Genomic DNA, 14,062 nt, shown 5'->3' with positions numbered 1-14,062 from the left:
CTGCTGAGTGTCATGAGTTCGGATAGCTCGAACCCCTCGTTCGACGGCTCGGACGCGTCCGATGTTGACGCCGGAACCGGCAATGGAGGCGACGGCGAGGCTCCGCGGTCCGGATTGTTCGCAGCGCCAGGATTCCTGCGCCTGTGGGTGGCGCAGGTTGTCAGCTCGTTCGGCGACTGGATCGGGCTGCTTGCCACCATCGAGGTGGCGCGGCGCATCGGCGGCGACCAGCCGGGTTCGGCCATCGCACTGGTGGTGACGGCACGGGTGCTGCCGGGCTTCTTCTTGGCGTCGGCGGGCGGCATCATCGTGGACCGCTTCAATCGCAAGCGGCTGCTGGTCATCTGCGACATCGCGCGGGCCGGCGTGCTGCTGACGATCCCGTTCATCGACCGGGTGTGGCTGCTGGTGCTGGCATCGCTGGCCCTGGAACTGGCCACCTCGCTGTGGAGCCCGGCCAAGGAGGCGATCGTCCCCAACATCGTGCCCGCCCGGCACCTCACCGCCGCCAACTCATTGGGCCTGGTGGCCGCGTACGGCACATTCCCGCTAGGCGCCGCTGCCTTTGCCGCCATGGCGAAGCTGGGCGAGCTGATCGGCTGGACCGACATCGGCCAGGTGGAGATGTCGCTGGTCCTCGACTCGGCGACGTTCTTGATCGCCGCAGCAATCATCGCGACGCTGCCGCTCTCGTCGCACATCACCGCCGCGCACCGCAAGCGCGACAACGGCCGCCGCATCGACTGGCGCCAAGGCTTCCGCGAACTGCGCGAAGGCTGGGACTTCATCGCCCTCAACCCCCAAGTGCGCGCCGTGCTCGTGGGCTTGGGCACCGGCATGATCGGCGGCGGAATGCTGGTGCCGCTCGGCGCGGTCTACAACGACGAGGTGCTCGGCGCCGGCAGCGCCGGCTTCAGCTCGATCCTGGTGGCAATGGGCGTCGGCGTGGGCGGCGGGGTGGCGCTGGTGACGCTGCTGCAGAGCGCTGCGAACTATCGCGGCCGCCAATCCGCGTTGGCCGCGGAAGGGCGTGCCCGCCTCTTTGTGTTCTCGGTGTTCCTCGCCGGTGCGTCGCTGTTGTTTGCCGCTTCGGCGTCCGTCACGCTGTTGGTGCTCGGCGGGGTCCTGCTGCTGGGGCTGGCTGCGGGATCGGTGTACGTCACCGGGCTGACGCTGCTGCACGAGAACGTGGAGGAGGTGCTGCGTGGGCGGGTCTTTGCGGCCATGTACACGCTGGTGCGGTTCTGCCTGCTGATCTCCATGGCGGCCGGCGGGTTCTTGTCGGACGCCTTCCAGTGGCTCTTTGACGTCGCGTTCGACAACGAGATCTCCATCGGCGGCTCAGTGCTGGCACTTCCCGGCGTACGAGGTGCCTTGTGGCTGGGAGCTCTGCTGATCCTGATGGCGGGCGTCTTGGCCGGGATCTCGCTGCGCAGCCGGCGTGGCGAGGGGCGCAGGGCGCCGCATGCAGTCCGCGACGTGGGGGAGCGTCCGTGAGCGCCCGGGGCCGGTACATCGCGCTGGAAGGCTTCGACGGCAGCGGCAAGTCGACCCAGGCAGAGATGCTGGCAACCCACCTCGATGCTGTCGCTACCCGTGAGCCGGGCGGGACGCCGCTCGGCGCATCGCTGCGTGAGGTGCTGTTGCATTCGCCGTCGCAGAATGCGCCCGCAGCGCGCACCGAAGCGCTGCTGTTTGCCGCTGATCGGTCCCAGCACATCGCCACGGTGGTCGCGCCGGCACTTGAGGCGGGCCGCGACGTCGTGACCGACCGTTCCTATGGCTCGACGCTCGCCTACCAGGGCTACGGCCGGGGGTTGCCCCTCGACGAGCTGCGGTCGCTGATCGACTACGCGTCCCGCCGACCGGCGGGCGCGTCGAGCGAACTGCCCGAGATCATCTTGCCCGACGTCGTCGTGCTGCTCGATGTGCCGCTGGTCGACGCAGATCGACGTGTGCACCATCTCGATCGCGTCGGCGGCGAGCAGATGTCGTTGCTGGAGTCTGGGTTGACGGCTGACCCAGAGGTGGGACAGCCCGGAAGCGACGGGCCGGACCGGCTGGAGGGCGAAGCGCTGCAGTTCGCGCTGCGGGTGTGGCGCAGCTACCGCGAGCTGTGCAATGCAGAACCTGATCGCTGGGTCCGCGTGGATGCTGTCGGCAGCGTCAGCAAGGTTGCCGAGCGGGTGCGTGCGGCAGTTGCCGAGCATCCCGCGATGGCGGATTGAGGCGTTCGCGGTGGCATCGAAAGCTGGCGACCCATCCGATATCGAGAGTGCAGGCGAGCCGCCTGGCGCGGAAGACCCAGCCGAGGCGCCGGCCACGTCTGAGCCGCCTCGCGCAGCCGAGCCCGCCCCGCTGTCGCTGTTCGACTTCGGAGACGAGCCTGCCGCTCCGCCACCCCCCACTCCCGATCCGCCGACGCCGGTGCCCGCATCCAAGCGCGCGTCCGCTGCTGACGTCCCAGCTGCCCCCGCGGTCGCTCCGCCCCCGGTTCAACTTGACCGGTCGGAGCCGGCGGCTGAATCGACATCAGCTAGAGCCGAGCGTGCACCGGCGACGCCTGCGCCCGCTGCGGCCCCGGTCTCCACTGCGCGATCATCGCTCGATGAGGCGCCGGCCGACGAGCCGCCGGTCGGGAACCTGCTCGACGGCATCGCCGGTCAGCCCGCAGCCGTTGAGCGGCTGCAGGCAGCGCTCGCCTCGCCGCTTCCGGCCTACCTGTTCGTCGGTCCCGCGGGTGCCGGGCTGCGCAGCGCGGCCTGCCGGTTTGCGGGCGAACTGCTGGCGGCGCGCAGCGCGACCCCCGAGCGTGAGCGCCGCCTTGCGCTCGCCGAGCAGCATCCCGACCTGCTCGTCTTCGACCGTGTCGGCGCAGCCATGACGGCCGGGCAGGCTCGCGACGCCGTGCGCGCCGCCGCCGCAGCGCCCGTGTCCGGCGAGCAGAAGGTCATCGTGCTCAGCGACGTCGACCGCGCCGCGCAGAGCGCACCGATCCTGCTCAAGTCGGTCGAGGAGCCGCCGCCGTCGACGGTGTTCGTGCTGCTCGCCGAGGAGGTCAACCGGTCGATGGAGACGCTGGCCTCACGCTGTGCACGCGTCGACTTCGAAGCGCTGGGCGAAGCCGACCTGCACGCCATCCTCATCGCCGATGGCGTCGAGGCTGGCCGTGCCAGCTTCGCCGCGGCCGCAGCCGGCGGCTCGATCGACCGCGCTCGCCTGCTCGCCTCCGACAACGACGCCGCTGAACGGATCGAAACCTGGCGAGGGCTGCGGAGTTCGCTGAACGGAACCGCGGCCGCGGCGATCCTGGCTGCGGACACCGCGCTGGAGGCGACCGAGCAGGCGGCGGCACCGCTCGAAGCCCGCCACGAGGCCGAACGTGCTGCAGCCGACGAGCAGGCCGAGCTCTACGGGACGAACGTCGGCCGCAGCTCGCTCGACGAGCGTCACCGGCGCGAACTGCGCCGTGTGCGCACCGACGAGCTGACGATGGGACTGGCAGTGCTGGCCGCACAGATCCGCGACGAAGCCAGCAGCGGCAGCCTGCGGCCCGAGCCAGCCGCGGGGCAGCTCCACGCCATCGGCGACGCAGCCGAAGCACTGCGCTTCAACGCGAACCAGCGAGTGGCCCTGGGCTGCCTGTTCATCCGCCTCGGCCACCGGGGCCGCTAGCGCGAGCCGACCGGGCGCAGCCGCCGAGCTAGCGGGGCAGCCGGCGAGCCCGAGGTGGGGATTGAACCCACGACCTGCTCTTTACGAGAGAGCCGCTCTGCCACTGAGCTACTCGGGCGCTAGCCGGCTCACGGTACCAGCGGGCGAAGGCCCCTCACGAAGGGGCTTCGACGTCGATGACCACTAATATTCCGGCTATGAACCTCCTCGCCGCGCAGGTCTGGCACTACTGGCTGGCGGTCCCGCTCACCGTGGTGACGGTGCTGACCGTCTTCAAGCTGGTTGCGGGCTACGTACAAAAGGTGGTTGCTCCGCGCTACCCCAAGCGCTGAGCCGCAAGGTGACCGACCCCGCCGACGAGCACGTCGACTGGGACTTGGCGCGCCGCATCGCGGTGCGGGTGGCGGGCACCGAACCGCTGTACCAGTCTTATCTTGCTGAGCCCCTGCGCAAGGACTTCGCCAGGTTCGTGCCGGTCGCTGCTGAGCTGGTTGCCATCGAGACCGGGCTGGAAACGCCTGGCGAGGCTCACGCGGAGGTCATCGACCGGGCTGGCTGGATTGACGCCAACATCGCAGCGTTCCGGAGACTGCTGCAGCCGCTGCTGGGCGCACCGGCCGACACTGCAGAAGCCGACGCTCTAGAACTGGCTGAGCCCTCACGTGTGACGCGCACGGTCGGAGCGGTCGAGTTGGGTTCAGTGCTGGGCTGGATGGCACGCAGGGTGCTCGGCCAGTACGACCTGCTGTGGGCATCAGACGATGCTGGCGACACGGGTAGTGACTTACGTGGCGACACGGTCGGCGACACCGTCTACTTCGTCGGACCGAACATCTTGGTGACCGAGAAGCGCTTCGCATTCGTCCCCTCCCAATTCCGCCTGTGGCTCGCGCTGCACGAACTGACGCACCGCTCGCAGTTCACCGGCGTCCCCTGGCTGCGGCCGCATTTCCTGCAGCTCGTGAACGGGTTGGTCGACGAAGCCCAGCCTGATCCCGAACGCCTGCGCGACGGCATTCGCACGCTGATGACCCAACGCCGCAGCAATTCGGGTCGAAGCAAGTCGAGTGGCAGCAATTCGGGTCAACCGGGCCAGGACCTGCTGGGCGAAGGGGGGCTCGCCGCAGTGTTCGCCACCGAGCACCAGCGCGGCCTGATCGCCCAGGTCGGCGGCATGATGAGCTTGGTGGAAGGGCACGGCGACGTCACCATGGCGCGAGCCGCCCGCGGCCATATCCCCGATGCCGACCGCTTCGCCGTGGTGATGCAGCACCGGCGCCGCAACGTTCGCGGCATGGCCCGCCTGATCCAGCGCTTGCTGGGCATCGAGGCCAAGCTCGCCCAGTACCAGGCGGGCGAAGACTTCATCGCCAGGATCGAGGCCGAGCGGGGCCCTCGTGCGGTGGACCGGATCTGGGAACGCGTCGAGCACCTGCCGTCTATGGCCGAGATCCGCGACCCCCAAGCCTGGCTGGAGCGTGTCCCCGCCGCCTGACCGCTCCGCGCGGACCCCGCCGGACGCGGGGGACGGGACTGCACCGCCGAGTTCGGAGCGTCGGCCGTCTTCGTGCAGCGACGCCGCTTCCGGCGCGCCGGGGAGCTCCGACGAGATCGAGCGTTTGGTAGACCGCTGCACATTCGGCGATGTCGCGCGCCCCGAACTGGTCTGCGCGGTGTCGGGCGGCGCGGATTCGGCCGCGCTGCTCACCCTGGCCTGCCGTTTCGCGCAGCGCAACGACTCGGCCGCAACAGCAGTCACCGCCATCCATGTGGACCACGGGTTGCGGCCTGCAGGAGCAGCCGAAGCGGCGCAGGTCGAGGCGCTGTGCGGCCGGCTCGGAGCGGGCTTTCGCGTCGTGCAACTCGACCTTGCGCCGGGCGCCAACCTGCAGGCGCGAGCTCGCGACGCCCGCCACGCCGCCGTGGGGCCCGACGCGCTGCTGGGTCACACCGCCGACGACCAGGCGGAGACCGTGCTGTTGCACTTGCTGCGCGGCGGAGCACTCGATGCGCTGGCAGCCATGCGGGCCGACCGGCGGCCGCTGCTGGGACTACGACGCAGCGAGACCGAACGGGTCTGCGAGCTGGCGGGCTACGAACCAATCCGTGATCCCTCCAACGCCGATCCTCGCTTCTGGCGCAGCCGCGTGCGTCATGAGGTGATGCCGCTGCTGTGCGACATCGCCGGGCGCGATGTGGTGCCCCTGCTGGCGCGTGGATCCGCGCTGGCAGCCACCGAGGCGGACCTGCTCGATGTGCTGGCCGCCGACATCGACCCCACCAGCGCCTCCGAGCTGCGGTCTGCGCCGGTGGCGTTGGCCCGGCGATCCATCCGGGCATGGCTGCGCACCGATCATCCGCCCGATGCCCGCACCGTCGAGCGAGTGCTCGAGGTGGCCCGCCACACCCACCGCGCGACCGAGGTCGGTGGCGGCCGGCGGGTCACCCGATCAGCCGACCGGCTGCGCCTCGAGAGCTGAGCGCTTCGCCATCGGCAACACGCAGGCGCTAGGTTCGACTCACGTGACACCCGCGCCGGGATCGCCGAGCACCCCCAGCGACCTCGACTCCATGCTCGCCGGCGACCCCGCCGTCGGGAAGGTGCTGGTCTCCGGTCCCGAGATCGCCGAGCGGGTTGTCGAGATGGGCGCGCAGATCACCGCCGACTACGCGGGCCGCGAGCCGCTGCTCGTCGCGGTCCTCAAAGGCGCTGTGATGTTCGCCTCCGATCTCAGCCGGGCCATCGACCTGCCGGTGGAGATGGACTTCATGGCCGTGTCGTCCTACGGCAGCAGCACCCGTTCGAGCGGTGTCGTTCGCATCCTCAAGGACCTCGACATCGACATCGCGGGGCGCGACGTCATTTTGGTGGAGGACATCGTCGAGAGCGGTCTGACGCTGTCGTACCTGCGTCGCAGCCTGCTGGCCCGTGGCCCCGCCAGCCTGGCGGTGTGCTCGCTGCTGACCCGCGAGCACAACGGCAGCCTGAACGGCCTCGTCGACTACATCGGATTCCGCCTGCCGCCCGTGTGGGTCATCGGCTACGGGCTGGATCTGGCCCAGAAGTACCGCAATCTGGCCGAGATCCGCGCCTACGACGCTGCTGGCGAGCAAAGCGCCTGAATCTCTTTGGGAAGGGCCGTGCAGGGCCGGATCGGCACCGGTACATTCGGCTGTGAGCACGCACTGATGTACTGCGAGTGTCAGTGGCGCTGCGAGGGACGGCGAGCTATGAGAGGGAAGTGGGCGGAGGGCATTCAGCCCCGCAACTTCAACTGGGTCGTCGCTGAGCGCCTCGCCGTGTGTGAGCGTCCCGGCGGCTATGGCGCCAGCCACCGGCGCGTCCGCCGTCAGGAAGAGATCATCTGGCTGCGCCGCAACGAATTCGACATCGTCGTGTCGCTCATCTCCGCGCCGCACAACTTGCACAATTACGACGAACTCGACTTGCCGTACCTGCACCGGCCGTGGCCCGTCATCGACGACTTGGGCAAATACCTCGAGTCGGTCCACGACGACCTCGAACGGTTGGCAAGTGAGGGCAAGCGCGTGATCTTGCACAAGGAGCGGGTCGGCGAGGATGTCTGCGGCTTCGTGGCGTCATACCTGTTGCTGTCGGGCAAGGTGCCCACCGGCCCGCAGGCGACGGCCATCACCGAGCGGATCTTCGGCCAGCGGGTCGGGCCCGAGGGGCGCCGAGTCGTCGACGTGGCACTCGGCATTCTCGCTGAACGCGGCGCAGCAAGCTGAGCACACCGGTGCCAGCACCAGATAGCGACCGCTGTGTTGATGATGCGTTCGCCACGAGCGACCGCTGCGCTGATGATCCGGTCGCCATGGGCGACCGCTGCGCTGATGATCCGGTCGCCACGAGCGACCGCTGTGCCGATGATCCGGTCGCCACGAGCGACCGCTGTGCCGATGATCCGGTCGCCACGAGCGACCGCATTGAGCTGCGCGATCTGCGGGTGACGTGCGTGATCGGGGCGCTGGCCCACGAACGCACGGCGCCCCAGCCACTCAGCATCGATGTCGACATTCACGCAGATCTGAGCCCTGCGGGAGCTTCGGACGACCTGCGCCTCACCGTCGACTACGGCGCCGTGTGCGACCGCATCGTGGCGCTGTGCCACGAGTCCCAGCCGCTGCTGCTCGAACGGCTGGCCGAGCTGATCGCCGCAGAGCTGTGCGGCATCGGTGCCGTGACCGCCGCCACGGTGACCGTCACCAAGCTGCGCCCGCCCGTTGCAGCCGACCTCGGCACCAGCGCCGTGCGCATCACCCGTCACCCAGTGTGAGCGGGCGCGCCGACCGAGCATGAGCCGGTGAACGAGCCCCGCGTGCGGGCATTCGTGGGGCTGGGCGCCAACATCGGCAATCCGGCGGCGCAGCTGATCGCGGCGCTCGAATCGCTGGATACCGCCGGAGTCCTGGTCGCCCCCTCGGGCGTGTACCGCAGTGCGCCCATCGGACCGCAACAGCCGGAATTCCTGAACCTGGTGGCCGAGTTGGCAGTATCCGAAGGTCCATACGAGTTGCTGGCCCGCTGCCAAGCCCTCGAGGCCGCGGCACGCCGGGTGCGCCGTGAGCGCTGGGGTCCCCGCACACTGGACGTTGACGTGTTGCTTTTCGGCGAGGTGGTGATGGGTGATCCCGAACTGCAGATCCCGCACCCACGCATGTGCGAGCGCCGATTCGTGCTCGACCCGCTGGCCGAGCTCGCACCCGAACTAGTCACCCTCGGCGACGTGGCCGCAGTCGCGGACCAAGACTGCGAGCGCATCGGCGGCGCCACACTGCTGCGCGAGCTGGCCGCAGCCTCGGCAGAGCATTAGCAGCATCTGATAGCCGTGGAACCCCAGCGTTCCGCTCCGACCGGACGACGGTCTAGGCGTCGGGCCAGTAGGCACAGCTGCCATAGCTGGGGAGACGGCAGGAGACTCGGCGACGTTGCGACCTGCCGGATCGCGGGAGCCGAGGCTCATGCCGCCTCCCCAGCGGGCGCACCCACCAGCGCGTCTCCTCAGTCGTCGGGGACCGCAGGCGCGTCGGCCCGCAGGATGAACAAGCCTTCGGCGTTGACGCACAGACCGTCGGGGCCGTGCACCTCGGCGTGCTGGACGATCTTGCGGCCCGACGTGTGGTCGATCCAGGCCCGAAGCCGCAGGGGCACGCCCAGCGGAGTCGCGGCGCGGTAGTGGACGGTGAGGCGGCCGGTGTAGGCCTGCCGGCCCCGCATGCGGTTCAGCGCGCCCATCAGCTCGTCGATGATGAGCGCCACCACGCCGCCGTGGGTGCGTTCGGGAGGCCCCGCGAACATGGGGTCCACCACGGCCTCGCCGGTCACCGACTCGCCCGACTCCTTGAAGTAGCGCACCTCCACCGATGCCGGATGCAGCTGCCCCCCGCCGATGGAGAACGGATCGAACTCGATCTCGTCACCGTCCGACAGCGGCAGCGGGAAGTACTGGCCCTCGTAGATCTCCCGCAGGTGCGGCCGCGAGAGCATGTCGTCGATCTTCACCCGCAGCGTGCCCGCCTCGAGCCGCGCGGCGTTGGCCTCGACCGACGCCGTGATCTCGTCGAGCACCCCATCTTCGACCCGCCGATTCGTCAGTGCCTGGTTCAGCCGGCGCATCGCAGCGGCCGCTCGCTCGACCGCGCTCCAATCATGACCGGGTCTGATGGGGCTTGGGGGATCGCTCGGCGAATCCTGCTGCGTCACGGCCCGTGACGCTAGCTGTGTTGGCACATACGCTCGTCGTATGCGGCGCACCATCTTTGAAGACGAGCACGAGATGTTCCGCGAGACGGCCAAGGCCTTTGTCGAGCGCGAGATCGTCCCCAACCACGAGAAATGGGAGGCCGACGGCAAGGTCGACAAGGCCATGTTCCGCAAGGCGGGCGACGTGGGCCTGCTGGCCACCGACGTCGACGAGCGCTACGGCGGCGGCGGTGTGGCGGACTTTCGCTACAACGCCATCGTGGGCGAGGAGATCATGGCCTCGGGCGCTGCGAGCTCGGGCCAGTGCATCACGTTGCACAACGACATCTGCCTGCCGTACTTCACCAAGCTGTGCAACGACGAGCAGGCCGAGCGCTGGATGCCCGGCATGTGCAGCGGCGAGCTGATGAGCGCCATCGCCATGACCGAGCCCGGCATCGGCTCGGACCTCGCATCGATGAGCACGACAGCCATCCGCCAGGGCGACGGATACATCGTGAACGGCTCCAAGACGTTCATCACCAATGGCATCAACTCCGACATCGTCATCGTGGCGGCAAAGACCGATCCCACCGAGAAGCACCGAGGCATGTCGCTGATCGTGCTCGAAGAGGGCATGGACGGCTTCGAGCGGGGCCGCAACCTCGACAAGCTGGGGCTGAAGTCACAGGACACCGCCGAGCTGTTCTTCGATGACGTGTTCGTGCCCGAAGAGAACGTCCTCGGCGGCGAGGGCAACGGCTTCATGCACCTGGTGCGGAACCTGCCCCAGGAGCGGCTGTCGATCGCGGTCGGCGGTGTGGCGCATGCGCAGGCTGCGTTCGACTGGACAGTCGACTATGTGGGCGAGCGCACGGCCTTCGGCCAGACCATCGCCTCGTTCCAGAACACCCGCTTCGAGCTGGCCGAGATGAAGACCGAGCTCGACATCGCCTGGGTGTTCGTGGACCGCCAGATCGAGGCGCTCAATGCTGGCGAACTCACTGCCACCGACGCCGCGGAGGCAAAATGGTGGGTGACCGAGATGCAGCTGCGGGTCATCACCCGCTGCCTGCAGCTGTTTGGCGGCTACGGCTTCATGACCGAGTATCCGATCTCCAAGGCCTACGCCGACGCCCGAGTGCAGACCATCTACGGCGGCACCACCGAGATCATGAAAGAGATCATCGGCCGCGAAGTCACCGGCACCCGGTAGGAAGCACCCATGAGTGAAATTGACACGGCCGAGCCTGCGAGGCGCATTGATTCGGCCGAGCCTGCGAGGCGAATTGACACGGCCGAGCCTGCGAGGCAAATCAACTCAGTAGCGATCATCGGCGCGGGCACGATGGGTGCTGGCATTGCCGCAGTCTCGGCGAAGGCCGGCTGCCGGGTGCTGCTGCTCGACGTCGACGAAGCCGCAGCCCAGCGGGCGCTCGACGGTGTCGAAGCGGAATTCGGTGGACTCGTCAGCATCGGCACGGTCGCCGACCGGCTCGACGACATTGCCGGCTACGACTGGGTGTGCGAGGCCGTCGTGGAGGACCTCGCCACCAAGCGCGAGCTCTTCGAACGGCTCGAAACGGCCCGAAGCGACGGTTCGGTCATCTCCTCGAACACGTCGGGCATTCCCCTTCGGCAGATCAGCGAACACATGAGCGAGCGCTTCCGGCGAGACGTCGCGATCACGCACTTCTTCAACCCGGTGCAGGTGATGAAGCTGTTCGAGCTGGTGCCCGGCGAAGACACCGAGCCCGAGGTGATCGACGCATTCGCCCGCTTCGGCGCCGAGCGGCTCGGCAAGGGCGTCGTGCACGCCAAAGACACCGTCAACTTCATCGGCAACCGCATCGGTTGCTTCTTCATGCTGTCGGGCCTGCACATGGCCAAGCCGTTCCTGGCCGACGGCATGACACAGGAGACCGTCGACGCCGTGCTCGGCGCACCGGTCGGCCTGCCCCCGACGGGCCTGTACGGGCTCATCGACCTCATCGGTCTCGACGTGATGGAGCTGGTGGGCGCCAACTTGGCCCAGAACCTGCCGGCGGGCGACCGGGGGCTCGACTTCGCTGAGTTTCCTGCTGCGGAGCAGGCGATGGCGGACCGAGGCCAGCTTGGGCGCAAGACCGGCGGCGGCTTCAGCCGGCGGATCAAGCTTGACGACGGGTCACGCTCGGCCGAGACGTTCGATCTGGTGCGCGAGGAGTGGCGGCCTGCGGCCCAGCCGGACCTCGGAGGCGTGCCTGCTGATCTCGGCGAGGTGCTGTTCGCCGATTCGCCTCAGGGGGAGTTGGCTCGGCATATCTTTGGTGGCACCTTGGCGTATGCGGCAGACCTTGTGCCTGAGATTGCCGATGACATCGCCAATGTGGACAACGCGATTCGGTGGGGCTTCAACTGGGTGCACGGGCCGTTTGAGATGCTTGACCATCTCGGTCCTGCGCGGGTCATCGAGTTCCTGAGAAGCGTCGACGCGCCGCTGCCGGCCATGCTCGCCACACTCGAGGCATCCGGCCGGTCGACCTTCTATAGCCGAGGCGCAGACGGCAATCGTTGGCAGTTGATGCCCGACGGCGCGGTCGCACCCGTCGTGAGCTAAGAGGCTAAGCCGATAGGCGAAGCCGTGGCCCGAGCGGCCCGTGAGCGACAGCGAACAAGAGCGGGAAACAACTGGTGCGACAGCGGGAAGGTCCACATAACCGCGCATCTTCTAAGACCCCAAGCCGCCTTTAGGGGGTGGGGCGGACTATTGCGTCTGTCATTTGGATTGCTTGGGTCATTTGGGGCGTGTCGTGTACTCGCACTATGTCTATGCCTGCGTAGATGGCGGCTGTGATGGTGGCGGCGGTGCCGAAGAGGCGGTCGTCGATCTTGGCGTTGGTGATCGCACCGATGGTCGACTTGCGTGAGGTGCCGATCAGCATGGGGAGCTCCAGCGCCCACAGCTCGGGCAGGCGGCGCATCATCTCGAGGTTCTGCGAGACGCCGAACCCGAAGCCGAATCCTGGGTCGACCACGATGCGATCGGTGCCAACGCCTGCTTCGGCGCAGATCTGCAGGCTGGTGTGCAGTCCGTTGGTCACATCGGTGATCAGGTCGGTGTGGGGTCGGCCCCGCTGGTTGTGCATGAGCACCGCGGCGGCCCCGCGTTCGGCCACCAGCGGCGCCATCTGAGGGTCGAGGCGGAAGCCGGTGATGTCGTTTACCACCGTGGCACCGGCGTCGAAGGCCGGCTCAGCCACTTCTGCCCAGGTCGTGTCCACCGAGATCGGCACTTCGGCGCCGATGCGATCCAGTTCGGCTCGCACGGCCTCGATGACCCTCACCGCCCGGCGCCGCTCCACTTCGATGGGCGTGGGCTCTGCACCTGGACGGCTGGAGGCTCCGCCGATATCGATGATGTCAACCTCGCCGTCCACCAGCTCATGTGTCAGCGCGAGGGCTTCGTCGAGCCGATCGGCTACGCCGTCGCCGGAGAACGAGTCGTCCGTGGCATTGATAATGCCCATGACGAAGGTGCGCGAGCCCCACTGCCAGCACGGTCCGCGGCCGGGGTCCCATGATCCATGCCGGTAGCGGCGCCGGATCGGCCAGCCCGGCTGCATGTGCGGACCGGTCGCTTTCAGACTGCGCCGGTCGCGCCGGCTGCGTCTGCGCTGGCCGCTTTGGGCGGCAGGGCGCTGAGCAGATTTGACGCTGCGGCCCGCAGGCCGACCGTGCCCGGCGTTGCATCGAACGGCGCCAGGGCGTCCAAGGCCTGGGTCACGTAGTGCTGTGCCGTCGTCACCGAGCTGGCGATTTCGGGGCCGTCCACCACGATCCTCCGGGCTCGATCCCGCCGATCATCGTCCAGCGGCTCGCCCAGCAGCTCGCCAAGGCCCTCGTCGGCGGAGCCCCCGTCGGCCAGCATCCGGATCACCGGCAGCGTGTACACGCCTTCTCGCAAATCGTTGCCCGAGGGCTTGCCGAGCTCCTCGTCGGAGGCGACGAAGTCGAGCACGTCGTCGACGATCTGAAATGCCATGCCATATGCGAGCCCGAATCTGTTCAAGCGGTCGAGAATCTCGCCGTCGGCGCCGGCCACCAGCCCGCCGATGCGGCACGACGTGGCGTACAGCTCGGCGGTCTTGCCCTGGATCGCCATGAAGTACTGGTCCTCGGTGCGGCTGAGGTCGTAGATCAGCTGCAGCTCGCGCACCTGGCCCTCGCATAGGCGCCCGATCGTGGCGGCCAGCAGGGCGGCCACCTCGGTTCCCAGTGACGCCGCCAGCTCGGAGGCCTTCGCCAGCAGGAAGTCGCCCGCCAGGATCGCCTTCAGGTTGCCCCACCGGTGGTTCACTGCCTCGATGCCGCGGCGGGTCTCCGCGTCGTCCATGACGTCGTCGTGATACAGCGAGCCCAGATGCACCAGCTCCACAGCCACGCCGCCGCAGATCATGTCGTCGGTGACCGCATCAGACGCAGCGCCGTCGGGGTCGAGCGCCAGCGCCGACGCGATGACGAACGCAGGCCGCAGGCGCTTGCCGCCCGCAGGGATCAGGTGCGAGGTCACCTCGGTGAGGAAGTCGTCGCCGGTGACCGCTGCGGCACGCAGCGCCGACTCGACACGAGCCAAGTCTTCATCCGAGCTGGGTCTGGCCTGCAACGGCGAAAGCGGCGCCACGGCGCAACCGTAAACGACAA

At 68.5% G+C, this 14,062-nt stretch carries 15 protein-coding genes and 1 tRNA gene; 12 read left to right on the top strand and 4 right to left on the bottom strand.

Annotation, left to right across the window (positions count from 1 at the left end):
• Positions 1-12 precede the first annotated feature (12 nt).
• Genes ACOOF5_RS04875 through ACOOF5_RS04865 form a run of 3 tightly spaced genes read left to right on the top strand, consistent with a single transcriptional unit; the run spans position 13 to position 3,675 of the window.
• Positions 13-1,497: an MFS transporter gene (locus ACOOF5_RS04875; RefSeq protein WP_420437178.1), complete on the top strand. Its 1,485-nt coding sequence runs from the start codon at positions 13-15 to the stop codon at positions 1,495-1,497.
• Complete coding sequence (tmk, locus tag ACOOF5_RS04870; protein WP_420437176.1) at positions 1,494-2,228, top strand: dTMP kinase; 735 nt, start codon at positions 1,494-1,496, stop codon at positions 2,226-2,228. The genes ACOOF5_RS04875 and tmk overlap by 4 nt, the downstream gene beginning before the upstream one ends.
• Before the next feature lie 10 nt (positions 2,229-2,238).
• On the top strand, positions 2,239-3,675 hold the full coding sequence (locus ACOOF5_RS04865; RefSeq protein ID WP_420437174.1) for a hypothetical protein: 1,437 nt from the start codon (positions 2,239-2,241) through the stop codon (positions 3,673-3,675).
• Between the two features lie 46 nt (positions 3,676-3,721).
• On the opposite strand, the gene ACOOF5_RS04860 is transcribed toward ACOOF5_RS04865, so the two are convergent.
• A tRNA-Thr gene (locus tag ACOOF5_RS04860) sits at positions 3,722-3,793 on the bottom strand.
• Positions 3,794-3,872: 79 nt separating this feature from the next.
• Here ACOOF5_RS04860 and ACOOF5_RS04855 point away from each other — a divergent pair.
• The 7 genes from ACOOF5_RS04855 (at position 3,873) to folK (ending at position 8,510) form a co-directional block, all read left to right on the top strand.
• The gene (locus ACOOF5_RS04855) at positions 3,873-4,007 is read left to right on the top strand and encodes a hypothetical protein (protein ID WP_419840592.1); all 135 of its coding nucleotides are present in this window, start codon (positions 3,873-3,875) and stop codon (positions 4,005-4,007) included.
• A gap of 8 nt (positions 4,008-4,015) precedes the next feature.
• Positions 4,016-5,170: a zinc-dependent metalloprotease gene (locus ACOOF5_RS04850; protein ID WP_420437172.1), complete on the top strand. Its 1,155-nt coding sequence runs from the start codon at positions 4,016-4,018 to the stop codon at positions 5,168-5,170.
• The gene (gene tilS, locus ACOOF5_RS04845; protein WP_420437170.1) at positions 5,154-6,155 is read left to right on the top strand and encodes a tRNA lysidine(34) synthetase TilS; all 1,002 of its coding nucleotides are present in this window, start codon (positions 5,154-5,156) and stop codon (positions 6,153-6,155) included. The genes ACOOF5_RS04850 and tilS overlap by 17 nt, the downstream gene beginning before the upstream one ends.
• Positions 6,156-6,246: 91 nt before the next feature.
• Positions 6,247-6,798, top strand: a complete 552-nt coding sequence (gene hpt, locus ACOOF5_RS04840; RefSeq protein ID WP_420440895.1) for a hypoxanthine phosphoribosyltransferase — start codon at positions 6,247-6,249, stop codon at positions 6,796-6,798.
• Positions 6,799-6,906: 108 nt separating this feature from the next.
• Positions 6,907-7,425 (top strand): hypothetical protein, encoded by a 519-nt coding sequence (locus ACOOF5_RS04835; protein WP_420437168.1) that lies wholly within the window; start codon positions 6,907-6,909, stop codon positions 7,423-7,425.
• An 8-nt stretch (positions 7,426-7,433) separates the two neighbouring features.
• Complete coding sequence (gene folB / locus ACOOF5_RS04830; RefSeq protein WP_420437166.1) at positions 7,434-7,973, top strand: dihydroneopterin aldolase; 540 nt, start codon at positions 7,434-7,436, stop codon at positions 7,971-7,973.
• 27 nt (positions 7,974-8,000) lie between these two features.
• Positions 8,001-8,510, top strand: a complete 510-nt coding sequence (folK, locus tag ACOOF5_RS04825; RefSeq protein ID WP_420437164.1) for a 2-amino-4-hydroxy-6-hydroxymethyldihydropteridine diphosphokinase — start codon at positions 8,001-8,003, stop codon at positions 8,508-8,510.
• A 188-nt stretch (positions 8,511-8,698) separates the two neighbouring features.
• Here the strand turns inward: folK and ACOOF5_RS04820 are convergent, their stop codons facing one another.
• Positions 8,699-9,400: a PaaI family thioesterase gene (locus ACOOF5_RS04820; protein WP_420437162.1), complete on the bottom strand. Its 702-nt coding sequence runs from the start codon at positions 9,398-9,400 to the stop codon at positions 8,699-8,701.
• 40 nt (positions 9,401-9,440) lie between these two features.
• Between ACOOF5_RS04820 and ACOOF5_RS04815 the strand changes: the two genes are divergently transcribed.
• Both ACOOF5_RS04815 and ACOOF5_RS04810 read left to right on the top strand, forming a co-directional pair.
• Entirely contained in the window at positions 9,441-10,595 is a 1,155-nt protein-coding gene (locus ACOOF5_RS04815) for an acyl-CoA dehydrogenase family protein (RefSeq protein ID WP_420437160.1), read from the top strand.
• 9 nt (positions 10,596-10,604) lie between these two features.
• A complete protein-coding gene (locus ACOOF5_RS04810) occupies positions 10,605-11,978 on the top strand; it encodes a 3-hydroxyacyl-CoA dehydrogenase family protein (RefSeq protein ID WP_420437158.1) in 1,374 nt (457 codons plus the stop codon).
• A 130-nt stretch (positions 11,979-12,108) separates the two neighbouring features.
• On the opposite strand, the gene folP is transcribed toward ACOOF5_RS04810, so the two are convergent.
• Both folP and ACOOF5_RS04800 read right to left on the bottom strand, forming a co-directional pair.
• Positions 12,109-12,984 (bottom strand): dihydropteroate synthase, encoded by an 876-nt coding sequence (gene folP, locus ACOOF5_RS04805; protein WP_420437156.1) that lies wholly within the window; start codon positions 12,982-12,984, stop codon positions 12,109-12,111.
• A 17-nt stretch (positions 12,985-13,001) separates the two neighbouring features.
• A complete protein-coding gene (locus ACOOF5_RS04800) occupies positions 13,002-14,042 on the bottom strand; it encodes a polyprenyl synthetase family protein (RefSeq protein WP_420437154.1) in 1,041 nt (346 codons plus the stop codon).
• Between the last annotated feature and the right edge of the window lie 20 nt (positions 14,043-14,062).

The organism is Candidatus Poriferisodalis sp. (assembly GCF_965214215.1).
Lineage (GTDB): Bacteria > Actinomycetota > Acidimicrobiia > Acidimicrobiales > Poriferisodalaceae > Poriferisodalis.
Note: the sequence above shows the minus strand (reverse complement) of the source record. Positions and strands in the feature narration are given on the sequence as shown.